The sequence below is a fragment of the Photobacterium sp. DNB22_13_2 genome (assembly GCF_052873915.1).
Genome location: NZ_JBNNXU010000008.1, coordinates 30,951 through 50,082, shown reverse-complemented (window position 1 = coordinate 50,082; position 19,132 = coordinate 30,951). Strand labels below are relative to the sequence as shown.

At 44.1% G+C, this 19,132-nt stretch carries 19 protein-coding genes; 8 read left to right on the top strand and 11 right to left on the bottom strand.

The window, feature by feature from the left end; translation table 11 throughout:
• The first annotated feature begins 310 nt into the window (after positions 1-310).
• The 3 genes from ACVA58_RS13825 (at position 311) to ACVA58_RS13815 (ending at position 3,470) form a co-directional block, all read left to right on the top strand.
• Positions 311-1,216, top strand: a complete 906-nt coding sequence (locus ACVA58_RS13825) for a chemotaxis protein (RefSeq protein ID WP_446511029.1) — start codon at positions 311-313, stop codon at positions 1,214-1,216.
• 205 nt (positions 1,217-1,421) lie between these two features.
• Complete coding sequence (locus ACVA58_RS13820) at positions 1,422-2,903, top strand: FMN-binding glutamate synthase family protein (protein WP_446511028.1); 1,482 nt, start codon at positions 1,422-1,424, stop codon at positions 2,901-2,903.
• 258 nt (positions 2,904-3,161) lie between these two features.
• A complete protein-coding gene (locus tag ACVA58_RS13815; RefSeq protein ID WP_446511027.1) occupies positions 3,162-3,470 on the top strand; it encodes a hypothetical protein in 309 nt (102 codons plus the stop codon).
• Positions 3,471-3,548: 78 nt separating this feature from the next.
• On the opposite strand, the gene ACVA58_RS13810 is transcribed toward ACVA58_RS13815, so the two are convergent.
• Entirely contained in the window at positions 3,549-6,005 is a 2,457-nt protein-coding gene (locus tag ACVA58_RS13810; RefSeq protein ID WP_446511026.1) for a response regulator, read from the bottom strand.
• A 79-nt stretch (positions 6,006-6,084) separates the two neighbouring features.
• On the opposite strand from ACVA58_RS13810, the gene ACVA58_RS13805 reads away from it, so the two are divergent.
• Positions 6,085-6,846 carry a substrate-binding periplasmic protein gene (locus ACVA58_RS13805; RefSeq protein WP_446511025.1) on the top strand — a complete coding sequence of 254 codons (762 nt, stop codon included), beginning with the start codon at positions 6,085-6,087 and terminating at the stop codon, positions 6,844-6,846.
• Between the two features lie 91 nt (positions 6,847-6,937).
• Here ACVA58_RS13805 and ribA read toward each other — a convergent pair whose 3' ends face one another.
• The 5 genes from ribA to hdfR form a co-directional block, all read right to left on the bottom strand.
• Entirely contained in the window at positions 6,938-7,990 is a 1,053-nt protein-coding gene (ribA, locus tag ACVA58_RS13800; RefSeq protein ID WP_446511024.1) for a GTP cyclohydrolase II, read from the bottom strand.
• Positions 7,991-8,395: 405 nt separating this feature from the next.
• Positions 8,396-8,578 (bottom strand): ATPase, encoded by a 183-nt coding sequence (locus tag ACVA58_RS13795; RefSeq protein ID WP_446511135.1) that lies wholly within the window; start codon positions 8,576-8,578, stop codon positions 8,396-8,398.
• An 84-nt stretch (positions 8,579-8,662) separates the two neighbouring features.
• The gene (locus tag ACVA58_RS13790; protein WP_446511023.1) at positions 8,663-8,986 is read right to left on the bottom strand and encodes a DUF6916 family protein; all 324 of its coding nucleotides are present in this window, start codon (positions 8,984-8,986) and stop codon (positions 8,663-8,665) included.
• Between the two features lie 124 nt (positions 8,987-9,110).
• Complete coding sequence (locus tag ACVA58_RS13785) at positions 9,111-9,269, bottom strand: hypothetical protein (RefSeq protein ID WP_446511022.1); 159 nt, start codon at positions 9,267-9,269, stop codon at positions 9,111-9,113.
• Between the two features lie 339 nt (positions 9,270-9,608).
• Entirely contained in the window at positions 9,609-10,469 is an 861-nt protein-coding gene (hdfR, locus tag ACVA58_RS13780; RefSeq protein ID WP_446511021.1) for an HTH-type transcriptional regulator HdfR, read from the bottom strand.
• Between the two features lie 164 nt (positions 10,470-10,633).
• Here hdfR and maoP point away from each other — a divergent pair, with 164 nt between their 5' ends.
• The 3 genes from maoP to ACVA58_RS13765 all read left to right on the top strand — a co-directional run bounded on the left by maoP (position 10,634) and on the right by ACVA58_RS13765 (position 14,087).
• Positions 10,634-10,975, top strand: coding sequence for a DUF413 domain-containing protein (maoP, locus tag ACVA58_RS13775; RefSeq protein ID WP_446511020.1), 342 nt, complete (start codon positions 10,634-10,636; stop codon positions 10,973-10,975).
• A 117-nt stretch (positions 10,976-11,092) separates the two neighbouring features.
• Complete coding sequence (gene gshB, locus ACVA58_RS13770) at positions 11,093-12,121, top strand: glutathione synthase (protein WP_446511019.1); 1,029 nt, start codon at positions 11,093-11,095, stop codon at positions 12,119-12,121.
• Entirely contained in the window at positions 12,105-14,087 is a 1,983-nt protein-coding gene (locus ACVA58_RS13765) for a flavohemoglobin expression-modulating QEGLA motif protein (RefSeq protein WP_446511018.1), read from the top strand. Before gshB ends, ACVA58_RS13765 begins: the two co-directional genes overlap by 17 nt.
• A gap of 61 nt (positions 14,088-14,148) precedes the next feature.
• Here the strand turns inward: ACVA58_RS13765 and ACVA58_RS13760 are convergent, their stop codons facing one another.
• Positions 14,149-14,544 carry a VOC family protein gene (locus tag ACVA58_RS13760; RefSeq protein ID WP_446511017.1) on the bottom strand — a complete coding sequence of 132 codons (396 nt, stop codon included), beginning with the start codon at positions 14,542-14,544 and terminating at the stop codon, positions 14,149-14,151.
• Positions 14,545-14,779: 235 nt separating this feature from the next.
• Here ACVA58_RS13760 and ACVA58_RS13755 point away from each other — a divergent pair, with 235 nt between their 5' ends.
• On the top strand, positions 14,780-15,778 hold the full coding sequence (locus tag ACVA58_RS13755; protein WP_446511016.1) for a YdcF family protein: 999 nt from the start codon (positions 14,780-14,782) through the stop codon (positions 15,776-15,778).
• A gap of 63 nt (positions 15,779-15,841) precedes the next feature.
• Here ACVA58_RS13755 and ACVA58_RS13750 read toward each other — a convergent pair whose 3' ends face one another.
• The 4 genes from ACVA58_RS13750 to ACVA58_RS13735 form a co-directional block, all read right to left on the bottom strand.
• On the bottom strand, positions 15,842-16,300 hold the full coding sequence (locus ACVA58_RS13750) for a cytochrome C (protein WP_446511015.1): 459 nt from the start codon (positions 16,298-16,300) through the stop codon (positions 15,842-15,844).
• Between the two features lie 175 nt (positions 16,301-16,475).
• A complete protein-coding gene (locus tag ACVA58_RS13745; RefSeq protein ID WP_446511014.1) occupies positions 16,476-17,315 on the bottom strand; it encodes a 2OG-Fe(II) oxygenase family protein in 840 nt (279 codons plus the stop codon).
• A gap of 304 nt (positions 17,316-17,619) precedes the next feature.
• On the bottom strand, positions 17,620-18,078 hold the full coding sequence (locus ACVA58_RS13740; RefSeq protein WP_446511013.1) for an NfeD family protein: 459 nt from the start codon (positions 18,076-18,078) through the stop codon (positions 17,620-17,622).
• A complete protein-coding gene (locus tag ACVA58_RS13735) occupies positions 18,075-19,019 on the bottom strand; it encodes an SPFH domain-containing protein (protein WP_446511012.1) in 945 nt (314 codons plus the stop codon). Before ACVA58_RS13735 ends, ACVA58_RS13740 begins: the two co-directional genes overlap by 4 nt.
• Between the last annotated feature and the right edge of the window lie 113 nt (positions 19,020-19,132).

Genomic DNA, 19,132 nt, shown 5'->3' with positions numbered 1-19,132 from the left:
GTGTTAGCTAGGTTTTTATGATGTGTGAAAGCGAAGTGATACTTTTAGTGGCATTTTTAATGTCATCTCAAATCAATATGAAATAATCATGCAAGATAGCGACAAAACATCGATAGCCGTTCAAAATTCGCCCACATAGCAACACATTGAATGATAGAGGGGAAATATATCGCTTATCTATATGGCTAAAGATCAAAGTCCGACCATTTATCTACCGCCGCCTGTTCCATCCTCACCATTAACCGCTAAAATATACCGCTTGGGGCACCGCATGTTAGCGTGACTAATACTATTAAAAAGGGACTGGACAATGATTAAAGCAGCAACAAATCAATCTCAGGGGATGCTGTTATTTAAACTGACCCATCTGCAGTCTTTTGCCATCGGCACACTCAAGGTAAAAGAAATTGTTCCTTATACCCCGTTAACCGCAATCCCTCATTCGCACCCGACAGTCTTGGGTGCTGCGACCTTGCGCGGCGATACCCTCCCTGTTATTGATATGGCAAAAGCCGTGGGCTATCCCCCACTTTCTAAAGATGAGCTCAAAAACAGCTACATCATCATTACCGACTGCCGCCGTATGTTGGTAGGCTTTCTTGTGCGAGGCATTGACCGTATTACCGAATGTAATTGGCACAATATTGACTCGCCACCAAGTGCTCTAGGTAAGAATGTATTCGTTACCGGTGTTACCAAAGTTGATAATAAATTAGTCCAACTGCTGGACGTAGAGCTACTTCTGTCGAAAGTGTTTCCGGATAATCCTGATAGCTTACAACCCATTTTGACCGACATGGAACGTGAAGTATTGAGACCACTGAAGATTCTACTGGTTGATGACTCAGCAGTTGCAAGACGCCAATTATCCCAGGCTCTCGACAGTATTTCCGTACCTTATTTTATTGCAACTAATGGCCATGATGCACTTGAGATGCTCAAGCATGCAGCAGGAGCTGGCTCGCCATTTGACATCCTAGTCAGTGACATCGAAATGCCAGGGCTTGATGGTTATGAGCTTGCTTTTGAGGTACAGAACACAACTCAGCTCTCGCATGCTTATATAATTTTGCATACCTCACTTTCAAGCGAGATCAGCGTATCGCAAGCGCATCAGGTAGGCGCACATGAAGCTCTGACCAAATTTGAAGCCAATGAGCTCATCCATGCCATGCTTCGCGGCGCTGAAAAGAAGAACAGCTTAACTGTGGCATAAACACGATACCGTCAAATCCGGGAGCTATACACTCCCACATAAAAGCCAAATGTTCTTGTTTGGCTTTATAGCCCTCCTTTCCCTCAGCAAAAGCATCGTAATAAAAAGGTGAAATTAATCTTCACCAGTACGTTCTTTATTCCTGATTAAACTAATCTAATACCCATCCATTGAACATAGATCGAGTTTTCATCTTGGAGGCACTATGGGCGACTCATTAATCTTTGGTATTAACTTTCTATCAGGGCTATTCATCATCTTTATCGGGCTCGGTGTAGTAGCAGTGATATACATGTACATCGCCGACATCCGCCAGAACAAGCATGCTATCCGTCATAACTACCCTGTAATTGGCCGCTTCCGCTATTTATTCGAAAAACAAGGGGAGTTTTTCCGCCAGTATTTTTTTGCTATGGATCGAGAAGAGATGCCTTTCAACCGAGCGGAAAGAAGCTGGGTATACAAAGCCGCCAAAAACGTTGACCGGACTCTCGCGTTTGGTTCAACTCGAAGCCTTGAACCAACCGGTACCATCATGTTCATGAATTGTGCCTTTCCAACTCTGGAAGAGGATGCCGTTACCCCCGCCCCCATAACCATAGGATCCAACTGCCGCACTCCTTATACCACCACGTCAATTTTTAATATTTCAGGTATGAGCTACGGCGCGATATCCAAACCCGCAGTCCAAGCATTGTCACACGGCGCCAAAATAGCTGGGTGCTGGATGAACACTGGAGAAGGCGGATTAAGCCCCTACCACCTAGAAGGTGGAGCAGACATTGTCTACCAAATTGGAACAGCCAAATACGGCGTGAGGAACGCAGAAGGTCACCTTAGCAAAGAGAAGCTAGAAGAAGTCGCCGATCACCCTCAAGTCAAAATGTTTGAAATCAAAATGAGCCAAGGGGCTAAGCCCGGTAAAGGTGGGATATTACCCGGCGGTAAAGTCACCGCTGAAATTGCTAAAATTCGTGGCATTCCCGAAGGGCAAGACTCGATCAGTCCTAACGGACATATCGATATCCGCACTGTTGGTGATTTACTCGATATGATTGATTTCATCCGGCAGACCACAGGAAAACCCGTCGGGTTTAAATCCGTTATCGGCTCGTTAACTTGGTTTGATGAATTCTTGGAAGAAATTGAACGCAGAGGGAAAGACAGTGCTCCGGACTTTATTACCATCGACAGCGCGGATGGAGGTACGGGGGCTGCACCTCAACCGCTTATCGACTATGTCGGCCTGCCGCTAAAAGAAAGTTTACCGCTTGTTGTCGCCAGACTGGAAAAACACCAGCTAAAAGATCAAATAAAAGTCATTGCTTCTGGCAAACTGATCACACCATCAAAAGTGGCTTGGGCCATTGCCCTAGGGGCGGACTTTGTTGTTTCAGCTCGAGGTCATATGTTTGCCCTTGGTTGTATCCAGGCCCTGCAATGCAATAAAAACACCTGCCCAACAGGCATTACAACTCACAACAAGCGACTACAGCAAGGGCTCCATGTGGAAGACAAAACCCAACGAGTCGCCAATTACAATAAATACATTAATTACGGTCTGGGTGTGATCGCCCACTCCTGTGGAGTCACTAATGCGAGATTACTAAATAAGTCACACATTCGGGTAGTGACAGAGAACGGCTTATCCATTGCACTGGATAAGCTCTATGAGAACCATCAATAAGTTGTTGCTGTTAGTACAAACTCACCACACAAAATTGGGCAACAACGTTTCAATGAATTCAATGGTTAAATAAGCACCACTTCAAAACTTAATCTTTATATTCAGACTAAAATGAACGCCGTTTTAATATACTTTTAGCGACCAGCGCCTTTGAATACACTCAAGGGCGTATTTTCAACTGTTTTTACCTTACGCTGACATTTCCTGACCGAAGCCATGTCAAAGTAACCTCACTGACTGACAACATATTATTGAATCATGGTATCCCGCACACTCGCAGCTATTGCATTACTGACAGCATCCGCATTCTCTTTCGCTACCCCTGAGCTGCTTGTCCCTATTGAAGTCCAAAACATACAGCTTAACGCTGTAGAAACGCTCACCATCGATGGTGATATCAATGACAGCCTTCAATTACTAGTAGATAGCTCACTAAAAAACAAAAGCAGCGATTTCTACGTGATTGATGAAATATCCGAAGATACCTTCAACAATACCCTGACGGTTGTGATTACCCTATACAACCAACATCTATCGCTTCTGAGAGAAGATTGGTCCCTGAGTTAAAGACAAATGATAGGTAAGCAAAACAGCGCTCAAAGAGCGCTGTTTTTAAATGAGTCCTACTCCTTCTAAACACACCTGTTAAGTGACTGGCACAGATGCATGCTGTTCAAGCTTATGCTTCAAGATCTGCAAAGAGACAGGTTTTGACACAAAGTCATTCATACCAGCAGCAAAACATTTATCTTTTTCTTCTTTCACTACATTGGCAGTGAGAGCCACAATCGGGGTAAACCCTCCCGTTTGCTTCTCTATTTCACGGATCTGACGAGTCGCTTCAAAACCATCCATAACTGGCATCTGACAATCCATAAATATTACATCAAAGCGCTTCTCTTGGTATATGTCCACCGCGAGTTGGCCGTTTTCAACGACTTCAACAATCGCACCGGCTTTCTCCAACATCATCCTCGCCACTTTCTGGTTGATCAGAGTATCTTCAACCACCAACACCCTTACCGTTGGTTCGCCTTGCTGGGAAACTTCGCTGTTCTTAACGCTTTCTTTTAATGCTTCAGAACCATGAACATTACTGCCATCGACACGCTGTTTGGGTTTACTCTTCAACACAGGGTGTTGCACCGTGTCTTCTATCCCTTCCTTCATCACTTCTTGAGGTTGAGCACAAACAGTATTCTCATCGGAGCGTGATGGCACTGAATTAAGTACCCTTTCTTTATCTGCAGCGCCTGATTGTGGAGAGACCAACTTCAAAATCGCCCACTTCAAATGCGCATCTTTATAAGGCCTGGTGAGAAAAGATTTTATACCAAGACCTAGCGCTTTCTCTTCATCATTCATTTCTGGCGCTGCAGAAATCATCATTAACTTCGGACAATTAACCCCAAAATGCCGCTGCAGCAGCTTGGCTAGTTCAAAACCATCAAGCAGTGGCATATACTTATCAATGATCACCACGTCGAAACCTCCCCCTTGTATCATGGCCTTTTCAGCCATCGGGATAGCCATATTAGGATCGAGGCAACTTACCGCTTTTGCACCAAAGGCTTCAAGTTGCACCGTTGTAATACGCATATTCAACATACTGTCGTCGACAAGTAGAAAGTTCAGCCCTTCAAAAATAGATCGCTCTTCTACAGGAATAGTCACTTTTTCAAATGGTAAGTCGATCACAAAAGAGAAAGTGCTACCTTCGCCGGGCTGACTTTCAACGCTGACCTCCCCTCCCATCAGCTTGACCATTTCCCGGCAGATCGCCAACCCCAAACCTGTGCCACCATATTGCCTTGTCGTACTGCCATCTGCCTGCTGAAATTTTTCAAAAATTGTGTCTTGCTTATCCTTTGCAACTCCAATGCCTGTATCAGCGACTGAAAATTTTACTCGACAATAATCCTTCGTGCTTTTCTGTTGCTCTATAGTAAGTGAGACGTGTCCTTTCTCGGTGAACTTAATCGCATTACTCACTAAATTATTTAAGACTTGCCTCAACTTAGCCCCATCCCCAGCTAGCATAGGGCTAATACTTTTTTCAACCGAACATGTAAAATTCAGTCCCTTCTCTGCCGCCTTGACTATAAACAGGGACTCAACTTCTTTGTTCAACTCAAATACATTTAACGGGACAGTCTCCAGCTCCAGTTGGCCCGCTTCAATTTTTGAAAAGTCGAGGATATCGTTGATCAAATCAAGCAGAGACAATGAAGAAGTGTGCAGCATATTGATATACTCTTTTTGTACTGCTGACATCTCCATCTCACGCATCAAGCCCGATAACCCAATGATCCCATTCATCGGGGTACGAATTTCATGACTCATATTGGCAAGGAATTCACTTTTTTTGAGGTTTGCTTGCTCTGCGATTTCCCTTGCAGCTTCTAACTCCCTGTAGTGGTGTCGGATGTGTTCTGCGGAACGATTGTACTGCGTGGCTAAGGTCGTAATTTCATCATCAAACCAGCGCTGCGTTAACTTCACAGGGAGCGGAACATTTTGTTCATCAAACTTGGTAACCGAAATAGACATCTTCATCAGCGGCTGAACAACAAGCCGGTATGCAATAAACCAAATGCAAACGCAGATAAAGAATATTTGGAAGCTATGACCAAATAGCAGCAATAGAAACGTATCATAGAGATTCTGATAAACTGGCTTGAGATCTGATTGGACTACTAAGGTTCCCAGAGCAAACTCTTTCTTTCTTGTTTGATGGGACAACGGCCACTGCCGTTCTATAACACTATCAGTAAGGGGCTCTCCAAGTTCGAGGATTATTTGATCACGGTCGAAAATTTTGACGTAAGAAATGGAAGACAGGCTCAACACCCCTTTTGCCTGCGTCGTTAACAACTCGCGGTCTTCCACCCACAAGCTCGACGTCAGACTGGACTGGTAACTATCCTGGATTTGGATAAACCGATTGTCTATCTCTTTTAACTCACCTTTATACTCTAGATACAAACTCAGCGTAGTTGACAATAAAGTAAACAGGGAGCTCAACAAGACAATCAAAAACAATAACTGCTTAGCCAAGCTCAGCTGACGAATTTTTTTTAACGATCTTGTCACGTCCTTCATCCTTAAACTCGCATCTTCCTATTCCTCTACTAACCTAATAATAGACCTTCAAAATGGAATAATTAGACAAGGATAGAAAATGGATAAAAAAACAATATTTTCGTTAGGTTTCGTGTTCACCCTCCCACTTTATACTACCGAAACCAATGCTGAAGCAGTCAACTATTATGTCATTGCTAAACAAGCCGAACCTTTTCAGATTGAAAGCGGGAATAGTCACGAAGGTATTGTTACCGATATTGTCAAAGCCGTATTCGAGCAAAGCCAATACAATATAAAATACCACACCTATCCCTTCAACCGCATGATAACCTTGCTTGAAGCAGGGGAAGAAGCAAACTGGATTACCTATGGTAGCCCTAATTGGGGAGGCGTCCAGGCCAAAAATCTATCTGACTCCCCGATATACAATGTTCAACATGTGTTAGTCAGTAGCAAAGCAAGTCCATTTAACTTCAACACAATGCAAGACTTGGAAGATAAAGTCATTGTCTTGTTACATGGCTTTGACTACCCAGAGCTTATGCCTTATATCAAAGATGGAGCAGTCGATGAACTCAGGGTTAAAGACTATAGTGCTGCCTTTAGGGTGATAAATAAAATCCCTGGAGATACCGCCTTTGTGGAAATGGAATCGCGAATTAAATATAACTTAAAAAAACAGGATCAGGATAAAGCAAATTACATTCTACAACCTTTTAATACGGTGATCCCTGACTACCCCATTTATCTTGCATTTGATCCTAAAATGGATGAAGAACTACAGGCATTTATCAATAAAAGATTAAACATATTACGATCAACAGGAAAGATTGATATTATTGTTAAAAAATATTTATAATCACTCAGCAATGATAGAGCAACTAATTAATTTTAAGCCATCTTATTCAAGATGGCTTTATTACACTCATTTTATTTCATTTCTCAATGCATTATTTAATGAATGTATTATCAAACATATGCCCTAATTTATTGGCTTTAGTTTTCAAGTAGCCCTTATTGTGTGGGTTATTCCCCTCTTGCAATGGCACACGCTCCGCTATGTTTATTCCTGCCTTTTCCAAAGCTTTAACTTTTCTCGGGTTGTTTGTCATTAGTTTGACTGACTCAATATTTAAAAAGCTCAACATTCCCTTACAGAAAGAGTAATTTCTCATGTCAGCAGCAAAGCCGAGTGCTTCATTGGCTTCGACAGTATCTGCACCGTTATCTTGAAGATGATAAGCACGAATTTTATTAATTAGCCCAATTCCTCGGCCTTCTTGCCTTAGATAAAAGAGCACACCACTACCAGCATTTACGATATTCTCCATCGCCCTTGATAGCTGAAAGCCGCAATCGCAACGGGCGCTAAATAAAGCATCACCGGTCAAGCACTCAGAATGCAAACGTATCAATGGTGGCTCACCATTTTTCAGATCACCATAGACAAGTGCAAGGTGCTCTTTTCCTGTTGCATGCTCTACAAAACCGTACATCCTAAACGTGCCCCATTGGGTTGGAAGCTTCGCACTATCAACAAAGTGGACATAGTTAAACGGCTCCTGCTCAGCGAAGTAATCCCTCACTTCCATGAGTATCTTGCCAAGTTCATTTTGACCTCTGCCGTCACCGCCATCCCCCCAGTAGCTATCTTTATGGGAGTGCTCCGTCAATAGCTTATCACCAGTACTTACCAGTAAATGGGTAAAATGTGGGTTCTGACGAAATTTTTCAAAAACGATATATCTCATCACCGAATGACGAACATCTATCCAGTCCGTCTTTACTAAATGTGCATACTTTCTACTTAACAGAAATGCTTTATCAGGGGTTGAGGATTGTAATATTTCTTGTTGAATAGAGGTGTCAGTGAACTTCTGAGCTTGGTAATAGTGTTCACTGGTAGGCCAAATAACGTCACTTAACTGAATCGGACTATCGGCAAAATTTGATAAAAATCCATAATCTTCGTTGGGCTCATAAAACTGAATTTCTTCAATCATTCATTGCACTCCTAATAAATGAACAATTACAACTAATGATATTGTAATGCCTCCTTTTGCGTACAATTAAGTATAGTTAAAGTATGATAACCACAACAAAAAAGTTAAACTATTTTATTAGCCAATAATTCACAAAAAATTAAAAGTCATTCTAATTTAATAAGTTACAGATAAACTTTTGTTTATTATCCAATAAATCTCACCATAAAATAATTCTTAAGTATTAGAAAGTCTGCCTTCTCAAATAGTCAGTGAGGGCACATTGCGTTCAACAATAAAGTATGGGCATTAAAGAAAAGGAAGTAAGAAGCATATAAAAAACGGCACCAAGATAGCTCTTGATGCCGTGTTCATGTCTTTTTCAAGTACCAAGCCTTAAACTCAATATTTAAGGCTTCGGCTACATTATTCGCTTTCAGGTGCAGTGCGTTTACCGGTCATAAACTCTTCAAGCACTTCAGGTGTCAGTTCACCTGCTTCTTCTAAGCGCTTTAATTCTTCAACAATGCGCTTTTGCTCGTCAATAGAAGGGATAGCCAATTCAGGCTCTTGCTCGATATCTTCTGGAATAGAAATATTGTCTAGCATCATTTCACTCTTGTTTTGCAGTACATACATTCAAACTGGAGGCAGTATACATGATTTGCAACAAGAAATATTGATCAAGACACATCAACTAAACTGGCCTATGACCAACTCTGTTTCCACCAACACCTCGTAGTCATGATCATGCTTGTGTATAACATACAACTCGACCTCTCCTAGTTTTGGGTGCTTAAAGTGATAATGTCCATCAGGAAGATGAGTACTGCCATCCCCTTGAAAAGTTATCACAAAGTGTTCAATAAACCGGCCGAGATCATCAAAACCGTGCCGAGGTTGCTGAGTGACCTCGCTGACGGTGAATTCTGCCTCGTGGCCAGATTGGTCAAACACCTTAACCTGCTCGCCAACTAATTTTTGTACGTTATCCATCGACATTGGGTTTTTAGACATTGCGTTAGCCCCTCAACATTCATTCTTCTGTCTTTAAGCGTAAACCACTCCCCCTAAAAAACCACAAAGGGCGCCATTAGGCCCCCTTTATCGTTACATCAACCGGTTAAATCGAGTCATTAAATCAATAGCTGTCGTCATACTCCGGATAAGCGTCACGCTGGCGTGCGATACGGCGCTTTTTCTTCTTTGATGATTGGTCGAAATCTTGAAAATCACCTTCAAAATCGAAGTTGTGTTTTGACTTAGACCCTTTAGAGAATTTTTGATCTAACTTAGCCATGCTTGTTTCCTGAAACCATTCCAGAGTAAATAACAAATACAGATTAATTGAACGCTGGCAACGACACATGCCAACAGCAAAATATCACTACCAAACCTTATCGAAGTGTAACTTTGGATTATGACAAAAATACTAAATACCATCGGACCGGCGACAAATAGTATCAAGGTCATCAATCCCATAATGCCATTTGTGATATACATCTATATTCTCGTATCGCTATCTCCTCCAACTTAGAGGAGATGTCGAGAGAATAGGAGATCACCACATTTTATGTACAACAAGTAATTTTACTGCCGACGATTAAATATTCTGATACCCACAACAATCCGGTTGTAGCTACACACTTTCAATAATTTGGTTAAATGGCACCGCTAGCATAGACTCCAGCATCTCGGCTTTTTCGGTATCTTCTCGCCATACCAGATACAACGACTGCTCCATCACTGGTGCTTCTTCCACAGGGAACAACAAACCGTCCTGCACACTGGCAGCCACAACGGGGGAAGGTAGGAAACCCACACCGTTATTGTTGATCAAAAACTCCAACGCCATCTTGCTCGAATGGGTATGCATAATTGGCGTCTTCTGAAGCTCGACAATCCGGCTATGCTCAACCGAAAAGCGCGTGCCCCAATCGAGATACACCAACGGAAGTGACTTAACCCTCTCCATCGTGCAACCTTTTTCTTTGGTCACTAACTGCAACTGATAATCACGTACCTTAGTCACTTGCAGGTTTTCAATCTTGGGCGGCTCAGAGGTGATTGCCACATCGACGCTTTTATCCAACAGTTGCTTTGCCAAACTTTGACGGGGAATAGATTCCAGTCGCAACGCTAGCCCATCAACATGCTGATAGATCCGACTTATCCAATCTGAAATACCGTCGAATTCCCAGAACAATGATGAGGCCCCAATCGTCACTTGCTGGTTAAGCGTCTCAGTCAATGCCACATCCTGCCTTGCCCGTCCCCAGGTTTGCAAAATAGCTTCTGCATAAGGCTGGAGACGTTCACCGGCGGCAGTCAGATGCACGTTACCGCGCTGACGGGAAAACAAGTCATTCCCCAACTGGGTTTCAAGCTGGCGTATACGAAAGCTCACCGCAGACTGCGTTAAAAACAAATTATCTGCTGCACGACCAAAATGGCGTGTTTTGGTTACTTCAAGAAAGGTTCTAAGGAGTTCTGTGTCCACTAGCGTCCTCGACGACGAAGATTAAGGGTTAAAGGAAGCATAATACATCTTGATGTCATTTCATCTTAATCAAAAATTTTAATCGATACGACGAAAAACTTTTGATTTACAAGATCAACAACCTGAAAGAATATCAGCGCAAATCACGTTTGGAAGCATATTCAATGAGAAGTGTAGGCAAATTTTACGACGATAAAAATTTCCCACGAGGTTTCAACCGCTCAGGTGTTTTCACCATTGGCGAAGCTCAAATACTCGAAAACTTTGGTCGCACTATGCGTGGCCTCGCTGATGGTTCATTGATACCGGAAACGGTTAATGAACAAGAGTTTCTTGTCGATATCAACGGCAGTAGAGAGATTCAAACCAGCTATGCCAAGTGCTGGTCAAAATACGTGAACAAAACCACTAACAAAGTACGTAGTTACACCCTGTGCGTTTCACAACGAAAACAGAACGCTCACGACTTTGATGATGACGATGTCGAGACTGACATCGAGATCTAAACTGAGTAAAGCACTTTTGCTCTCACTATTAACTATTACGAATAAGCCATCCACCCTTTGTGCGATGGCTTACTTCTTTATACCCCTGTCAACGTTGACAGTAATTAGGCGACTGCTATGAAAATTTGTTTTGTTATGTATCCGTGGGACAAAGTTGAGCCAGAGAATGACTCGACACTGCGTCTGATCCACGAGGCTGCCTCACGCGGTCACACGGTAGCCATTACAACACCGAATAATCTGACCATGCGACACAGCACGGCTATCGCATTTTGCCAGGTGCTGAAACAGACGGAGGTATCTAGCAATATCCCGAGTTTTTACCGCAAAGCAGAGTTTCGTAAAGTCCAGTTACCGTTGGCAGGTTTTGATGTCATCTTTATGCGTGCTAACCCGCCGCTTGACACCATGGCACTGAACTTCCTCGACTCGGTTCGTGATCACACCTTTATCATGAACGACATCGACGGACTGCGTGTGGCAAATAACAAGCTGTACACGACATCGCTGCCTGATCCGAACAATGAGTTCATCCCGGTGACCCATGTATCGAAAAACCGTGAATACTTAGAACGCGTGCTGGAAGAAACCCCGAATGATCGCATGATCATGAAGCCGCTGAATGGCTACGGTGGTAAAGGCGTTATCTTGGTAGAGAAAAGCGCCAAGTCGAGCGTAAAATCGCTATTGGACTTCTACATCGGGGACGACAAGAACTACGTCATCCTTCAGGACTACATCGAAGGTGCTGAAGAAGGTGATGTACGTATCATGATGCTAAACGGTGAACCTATCGGGGCAATGCGCCGCGTGCCAGCCAAAGGTGATGTGCGATCCAATATTCATGCTGGCGGTAAAGAAGTGAAGCATGCATTGACCAAGCAAGAGCTACGTCTGTGTAAACACATTGGCCCAAAACTGGTTCGCGATGGTCTTTACTTTGTAGGCTTGGATGTTATCAACGGCAAACTGGTTGAAGTAAACGTGTTGAGCCCAGGTGGTATTACCCGTATCAACCGCTTGAACCGTACAAAGTTGCAAGTTCAAGTTATTGATTTTGCTGAAACCGTTGTCAAGGCAAAAGAAGTCAGCATTACACGTAAAAATGAATTTCGTCAGGTGATTGCCGATGCTACAACTTTCTGAAGCGGAGATTCTGGAAAGGATCCAGCAGCAAATTCCGTTTGAAGCCCAGCTTAACGATGGAAGCTTGACTATTCGCATCAGCGAGTATCAACCTTACATTGCTACTGCTATCCATCATGGTCACCGCTTGCGCGGCGACCTAATGCCAAACTGTTTGCTCACCGAAGAAGAGCGCTACTTCGAGGAAGATCCCTTCACCGGCGATTTCATTTCCTCGCTGCCTATCGTTCTTCAAGGTGAAGACTCGCGCTACGAGTACGACTTAAACCGTGCGCCTGAAAACTGCATCTATGATGAAGCATGGGGCAAACCGGTTTGGCAAACGGCACTCACCGATGAAGAGCGTGCGGTTTCGCTGGCAAAGCATAACGGCTATTACCGTATTCTAGCGTGTCTGATTGACACGCTGGAAAGCCAGTTCGGTCTTTGCCTGTTGTATGATGTTCATTCGTACAACTACCAGCGCATTGACCGTGATGTCCCTGTGTTCAACCTCGGCACAAGGCAGGTCAACACGCGTCGCTGGCGTAAAGAAATTGACAGTTTGGTCGGTAAGCTTCGCAACATCGAGCTACCTAACATTGAGATCACCGCCGAGGTGAATGATGTTTTCCAAGGTATGGGTTATCAAGCCAGCTTTGTAAAAAGCAATTTCGCCAATACGCTGATCATGCCACTGGAAGTGAAGAAAGTCTTCATGGATGAGGCACGCGGTGAAAGCTTCCCGTTGGTTATCGATAAGCTACGCGCTGAGATGAAAAACGTGTTGACTGAGCACGCTGCTGAAACCATTTTGCGCCGTACTAAGATCAAGAAGCTGACAGGCAGCCACGTATTGGCTTCTAAGCTACCGCGTGAAGTACTTAAGCTCGATCGCCAACTGTTTTCGATTGCAAGGGGAGTGAATACGCTTAGCTATATCAATCCGCTTAATATCAAACAGGAAAAACGCCGGTTCTTGCACCGTCCTTATGATTACCAGCTTAACTTTACCTATAGGCAGCTGGATTTGGATCCGTTCAAGTTCCGCGAACAGCTATACCGTTTACCGGTGGAAGATATTCGCGATGCGGATATCCAGGCGATGTACCGCAAGGTGATTGATCAGCTGGCCGTTCGTATCGACTTGCTGACCAGCATTGGGAGCGATGAGTTTCTATACAATTCGCTGCGCTACTATGGCCAGCCGGATCAGAACGATATCGCCAATGCGAACTTTATCTTGCACGCCTGTGAATATAGCGAGCCTGAAGAAGAAACCATTTCAGCCCAAGAAGCAATTCAGGCCTTCAAGCAGGCCGCAGATGAATATGGGGTGAAATGTAAAATTGCAGGCTCTAAGCAGCTGATCGCACGCGCGATGGTGAGTGGCCGGACAATCAAAGTTAACCAAACGGCAAAATTCAACCGTAAGGACCTTGATGCGCTTATCCACCATGAACTAGGAGTTCACCTAGTGACCAGCGCAAATGCCGATATGCAGCCGTTGAAAGTGCTTAAATTGGGTTTACCGGGTAACACCCATACCCAAGAAGGCTTGGCGATATTGTGTGAGCATTTGTCGGGAAGCTTCCCACTACACCGTTTAAAAACGCTGGCATTACGTGTAGTGGCCGTCGATATGATGGTCAAAGGTGAAAGCTTTAATGAGACCTTCCATGTGCTCAAACATGATTACGGGATCAGTAATGATCAAGCCTTCACCATTACGGCTCGCGCGTATCGTGGAGGAGGCTTCACCAAAGACTACCTCTATCTGAAAGGATTGAAAGATGCATTACATGCCTATGCCAATGAAGATCTAACATCGTTGTTTATTGGTAAAACCGGTTTTGAGTTCAAGCCATTGCTTGATGAGTTGATCACCCGTGAGATCCTCAAAAAACCGGCTTATATGCCGAAAGCACTAGCAATGACGGATACCAGCGATCCTATCATCAGCTACATGCTAAAATGCATTAAGTAACTTCTGCTTAAAAAACAAAAAGCTGCGAGGATCATTCCTCGCGGCTTTCTGTTATATCAATTTACTCACACTCTTTTTGCTCGTAAGCAATGACAGAAACAATCGCACCGTCTTGATCGCTGATGGCACAAATGCGGCCAACACCGGGAATATCTTTGGGCTCATAGACAATACATCCGCCCGCAGCCTTCGCAGCTTCTATCGTAGCATCAACATCATCAACCGTAATATAACTACCCCAGTGGTTGGGAATATTTTCATAGCCGAGTGGTTTGCCCATGATACCGCCAACAGGTTGACCTCCCGCTTTGACAATATGGTAAGTCCCCTCCTCCATTGGCATAGCTTCAACTTCCCAACCGATGACTTGGCGGTAAAACTCAATCGCTTTTTCAGGGTCATCTGTCATTAATTCAGTCCAGCTAAATGCGCCATGCTGCTCGAAAACATTTGCCATCCGTCTCTCCTTATCAACGTGCACACCTGATATAAAGCTAGCCCAAATCAGCCAATTTTCCCTTCTAATTAAACCGTTCCCTAAATACCACTCCTAGACAAAAAAAATACAGTACCAAAATTTAATATTCTGTTTTTCTGAGTTTTTGACAATTCCGGCGCTTTGTATATCTCTGTATGAAGGATACGATATACCGATAAAGTAAAAGCAAACAGACTAGGTGTTTAGAATAAATATGGACAATATCCAACGGGCACTGGACGCCTACAATAGCCCCAGTCGCCACAACTTCAATTTAGGCGGCAAAGCCGTTTCGAACCTTGAAGCCGTGCAGCATTACTTATCTAAAGCTTTGTGCTTGGCGAAGGATACCGGAAAAGCTGATATCCTCATGACCTTAGCCAATATGAATAGCTTCCAAGGGAATATAGATCACGCGATAAACTGCTACAGTCAGGCGCTGTTAGCCGCTAGTTACCAACAGTCAGTCATGCTTCATGGCTACCTTGCGGTATGGCATCACTATCAAAAAAAACTGCTGCATGTCGCTGAACATATCGAACAACTAGCACATATTGATAATCAATGCGCCCAAGCCGTCTCTGACGTCATTACTATTATTGAAAGCAACCTGAGGCAGCCTATCTGTTATCGACACCAGCCCATTGACTCGGTTCATGTTCCAACTCCACGCCATGCCATTGTGACGCTAGGCTATAAGCTCAATAACGACGGCTCTATTGCTAATCCATTGATACAGAGACTGGAACACACTCTCAAGCTTGCCACCCAGTCACCAGACAGCTTAGTCATTGTCACTGGTGGTGTTGAGACTGCAGGTATAACCGAAGCCGAACAGATGAAAGCCTGGTTGGTCGAAAATGGAATTAACGGCAGCAGAGTAATTAAAGAAGATAAAGCGGCCAACACCATAGAAAACGCCCAGCACAGCCTAGAGATTTTGCAACGTCATCAAATCCAGCACACCACTTTGGTTAGCGCATCAATTCACGTGCACCGCTCACAAATACTGTTCGAGACCATTCAGCACAGCCAGAAACGAGTCGAAGAACAAAGACAAGGCTCTCACACGGCTTTTGACCATCTCGCCGTTACCGATGGATTATCACCCACTGACTTCCCGACAGGACAAACACGCATCAATTGCTACATTGATGCACTGCGGGGTTATGGGTTGGCAGCGTTTGTTTGTGGCGAGTATCGGCAAATATGATCAAAGATAAAAAGAAGGCCCGTCATGGGCCTAATTTCCAAACCCCTCGCGGGCCGGTGAAAATTAATAATAAAACCCTTCATACTGGGTATATTCAAAAGGCTCTAGCTCGTACTTACTTTCAAGGAAAGTAATAAGGTCAACCAAGTCTGTAACTGTCATTACGTCGTTATAACTTGGCATAATAGACTCACCCGAGCGCATGACTTCTTCAGGCTCATACCCCTTGGCAATTCGGTGTGATGGATTAATAACAGAAACGACCAGTTCCTGGTATTTCTTCAGGCTCGGTACCTTACCGCCCAACGCGACATTGACACCGGATTCATCCAGCACTTCAGGGCGCTCATAGCCTTCCATAGTATGGCAGCTCAAGCATTGATAGTGTCGGAACAATTCTTCACCGTGAGCGACGTTACCCTCAGGCAGCGTAAACGTAGCAGTATTTCCGCGTTCTGGCGGTTCACAGCCGGTCAGTGCAACGGTCAATATAGTACCAACTAGCAATGGGAAAACTTTCATAAATCACCACCTGTTTTTTGCTTAGATTTGTCAGCAGATTCTGTGGCTATGATAAGTGTAGAAGGAGATTGAATGAGAGAGTTGCCAGATCAGCAGCTATTTAATGCCTAATTGATTAAAATCAAAAACCAGCCTGCAGGCTGGTTTTTTATGCTTATTTGCCTTGCTAGAAGCCTTAAATTACGCCAAGTTCTCGCAGACGTTCCATCAAGTAACTGTTCGCCGTATGGCGCTCTGACAGCACAACGTCAGGCTTCGGGTGAAGGAATAGCGGCAATGAAATACGCGCTTTGGTCTTATCCGCACCTTTAGGGTTAATCACTCGGTGAGTCGTTGACGGGAAGTAACCGTCAGATGCTTCTTGTAGCATGTCACCAATATTAATGATTAAGTTACCAAAATCACATGGTACATCTAACCAATTACCTTCTTTTGTCAGTACCTGAAGTCCCGGCTCATTCGCTGCAGGAAGTACCGTCAAAAGATTAATATCTTCATGCGCGCCAGCACGAATAGCACCTAGTTCTTCATCACCTTTTAATGGCGGGTAGTGAAGCACGCGTAGCAAGGTCTTTTCACTGCCATCAATCATTGATGACAAAGGCTGGGAGTATAGCTCTGAAACGTTAACCGGGGAGTGTTCTTCTACCCAGCCTAGCAGCTGACTTGCTAGCTTATTGGCTTCTTCATAGTAGTGTTGTAACTCGGCTTTCAGTGCATCAGGGCACTGACCCCAAGGGTAGTAGTGAAAATACTCTTTGATGTCTTTTTTGCTATGCCCTTTGGCGACTTCAGAGACTTCTGAAGGGAAAAAACCATCCTGAGTATCAACATTAAAGCGGAAGTTTTCTTTCTCTTCCGTGTTAAAAAAACCGTCCCAATTATCATATATTGACTGAACAAGCTGCTGCTGGACCGGGTGGTTTTTCAAAACGCCAAAACCCGTATTTCGAAGTGACTCAACAAAACGCTCGGCGGCATCGGGCGCGTTATAATCTACAGCTTCCAATTTCATGTTTTTATCTTCTTCTATCTGACTGACTAACTCGTTATTTTTATACCCAAGTGACTTCACGTTGCTTGGTATCTATCACCGACGTAATCGGTTGCATTGCATTTTATCGTTTGCACTTACTCACCAACACCGCCAATTAGGAAACAATCTGTTTACAGTAATAAACAAAAAAAAGCCTCTGCATAAGCAGAGGCAATACCAGCAAATAACAAACACTTTTGAATCGCCTTCAATATAGCGGCAGCAGCAAACATAAACTTACCATTATGCGCCACCACCGCGAATTGCCAGCAGATAGTGTATTTTACTGACTCACTTTTTCTTGAATGATGACAACGATACCCTCGACCCTTATTACTTCAACCAAGGTGCCTGCAGGTATGTTGGACTCTGATTTAGCAGTCCACGTCGTATCACCGAGCTGCAAGCGCCCTTGCCCGAGCGGAAAGTCATTTTCCAGTACGCACGTTTGGCCAACTAATTGCTCGGAGCGTTGATTCAAATTGCGCTGCTCGTCACCGGCTTTATCTTGTTTGTGCTGGTAACGCCACCACAACCATGTCGTGAACAAACAAAAGACAGCAAAGGTCATCCATTGCATTTCCCAACCTAACGGTAGGAAGAACAAGATCCCTCCTACCAACAAAGCCGAGACGCCTAGCCATAACAGATAACCTGCGGTACCTAGTAATTCCAATAGCAACAAAACCAGCCCCAGCGCCAGCCAATGCCAGATATTCATTTGCTCAAGTAACGTGATCATGCCTGCTTACCTTTCTCTCCTTCTTTACTACTCCCTGACTGGCTGAGGATTTCAGTGATACCCGCAATTGACCCCATAAGGCCAGTCGCTTCCAGAGGTAACATAATAACTTTACCATTCTCAGCTTGGCCTATCGTTTTCAACGCATCAGTATATCCTTGGGCAATGAAGTAGTTCACAGCTTGAAGATCCCCGTTGGCAATGGCATCGGACACCATAGCCGTCGCTCTGGCTTCTGCCTCTGCCGCTCGCTCCCTAGCTTCTGCTTGCAAAATAGCGGCTTGCTTATCACCTTCCGCCCGCAAGATTGCAGATTGCTTGTGACCTTCAGCTCGCAAAATTTCAGCCTGTCTAACCCCTTCAGCTTCCAGAACCTCTGCTCGCTTATTACGCTCAGCTTTCATCTGTGCATTCATTGCTGAAGTAAGATCAGCCGGCGGCTGCACATCTTTTATTTCTATACGAGTGACTTTAACCCCCCAAGGGTTTGTAGCCTGATCAACAATGGTCAGTAGTCGACCATTAATGGTATCTCGCTGTGATAGCATCTCATCGAGTTCCATCGAACCCAGTACAGTACGGATGTTGGTGAGAGTAAGGTTACGAATGGCATGTTCAAGATCGGTCACTTCATAAGCGGCTTTCGGCGCATCGATGACCTGCACGAAACACACCGCGTCAATGGTCACATTGGCGTTATCTCGTGAAATAACTTCTTGCGCCGGAATATCCAGCACTCGTTCCATCATATTGATCTTGTTACCAACTTGGTCGATAAAAGGCACAATCAAATTCAAACCAGGACGTAGTGTTTTGGTATAACGTCCGAACCGTTCAACGGTCCATTCACTACCCTGTGGAACGGTTTTAACGCCTGAAGCAATAAATACAATTGCTACGACGATAAAGATACCGACAGTGACCAAAGTATCGTACGGCATGTTGCTCTCCTTAATAAACAACGTTCAGTTAATAACCAGAATACCGTATGCAACTATTTCAGTACAATGGCTACCTCTCTGAATTTCAATAAAAAAGCCCCACAGTCGTGGGG

Coding starts and splice junctions, on each gene's coding strand:
- ACVA58_RS13750 (WP_446511015.1), bottom strand. CDS start 16,300: ATGAAAGTTTTCCCATTGCTAGTTGGTACTATATTGACCGTTGCACTG.
- ACVA58_RS13790 (WP_446511023.1), bottom strand. CDS start 8,986: ATGTCTAAAAACCCAATGTCGATGGATAACGTACAAAAATTAGTTGGC.
- ACVA58_RS13785 (WP_446511022.1), bottom strand. CDS start 9,269: ATGGCTAAGTTAGATCAAAAATTCTCTAAAGGGTCTAAGTCAAAACAC.
- gshB (WP_446511019.1), top strand. CDS start 11,093: ATGAAAATTTGTTTTGTTATGTATCCGTGGGACAAAGTTGAGCCAGAG.
- ACVA58_RS13805 (WP_446511025.1), top strand. CDS start 6,085: ATGGATAAAAAAACAATATTTTCGTTAGGTTTCGTGTTCACCCTCCCA.
- ACVA58_RS13815 (WP_446511027.1), top strand. CDS start 3,162: ATGGTATCCCGCACACTCGCAGCTATTGCATTACTGACAGCATCCGCA.
- ACVA58_RS13795 (WP_446511135.1), bottom strand. CDS start 8,578: ATGCTAGACAATATTTCTATTCCAGAAGATATCGAGCAAGAGCCTGAA.
- ACVA58_RS13820 (WP_446511028.1), top strand. CDS start 1,422: ATGGGCGACTCATTAATCTTTGGTATTAACTTTCTATCAGGGCTATTC.
- ACVA58_RS13745 (WP_446511014.1), bottom strand. CDS start 17,315: ATGAAATTGGAAGCTGTAGATTATAACGCGCCCGATGCCGCCGAGCGT.
- ACVA58_RS13735 (WP_446511012.1), bottom strand. CDS start 19,019: ATGCCGTACGATACTTTGGTCACTGTCGGTATCTTTATCGTCGTAGCA.
- ACVA58_RS13755 (WP_446511016.1), top strand. CDS start 14,780: ATGGACAATATCCAACGGGCACTGGACGCCTACAATAGCCCCAGTCGC.
- ACVA58_RS13825 (WP_446511029.1), top strand. CDS start 311: ATGATTAAAGCAGCAACAAATCAATCTCAGGGGATGCTGTTATTTAAA.
- ACVA58_RS13810 (WP_446511026.1), bottom strand. CDS start 6,005: ATGAAGGACGTGACAAGATCGTTAAAAAAAATTCGTCAGCTGAGCTTG.
- ribA (WP_446511024.1), bottom strand. CDS start 7,990: ATGATTGAAGAAATTCAGTTTTATGAGCCCAACGAAGATTATGGATTT.
- ACVA58_RS13740 (WP_446511013.1), bottom strand. CDS start 18,078: ATGATCACGTTACTTGAGCAAATGAATATCTGGCATTGGCTGGCGCTG.
- maoP (WP_446511020.1), top strand. CDS start 10,634: ATGAGAAGTGTAGGCAAATTTTACGACGATAAAAATTTCCCACGAGGT.
- ACVA58_RS13765 (WP_446511018.1), top strand. CDS start 12,105: ATGCTACAACTTTCTGAAGCGGAGATTCTGGAAAGGATCCAGCAGCAA.
- ACVA58_RS13760 (WP_446511017.1), bottom strand. CDS start 14,544: ATGGCAAATGTTTTCGAGCAGCATGGCGCATTTAGCTGGACTGAATTA.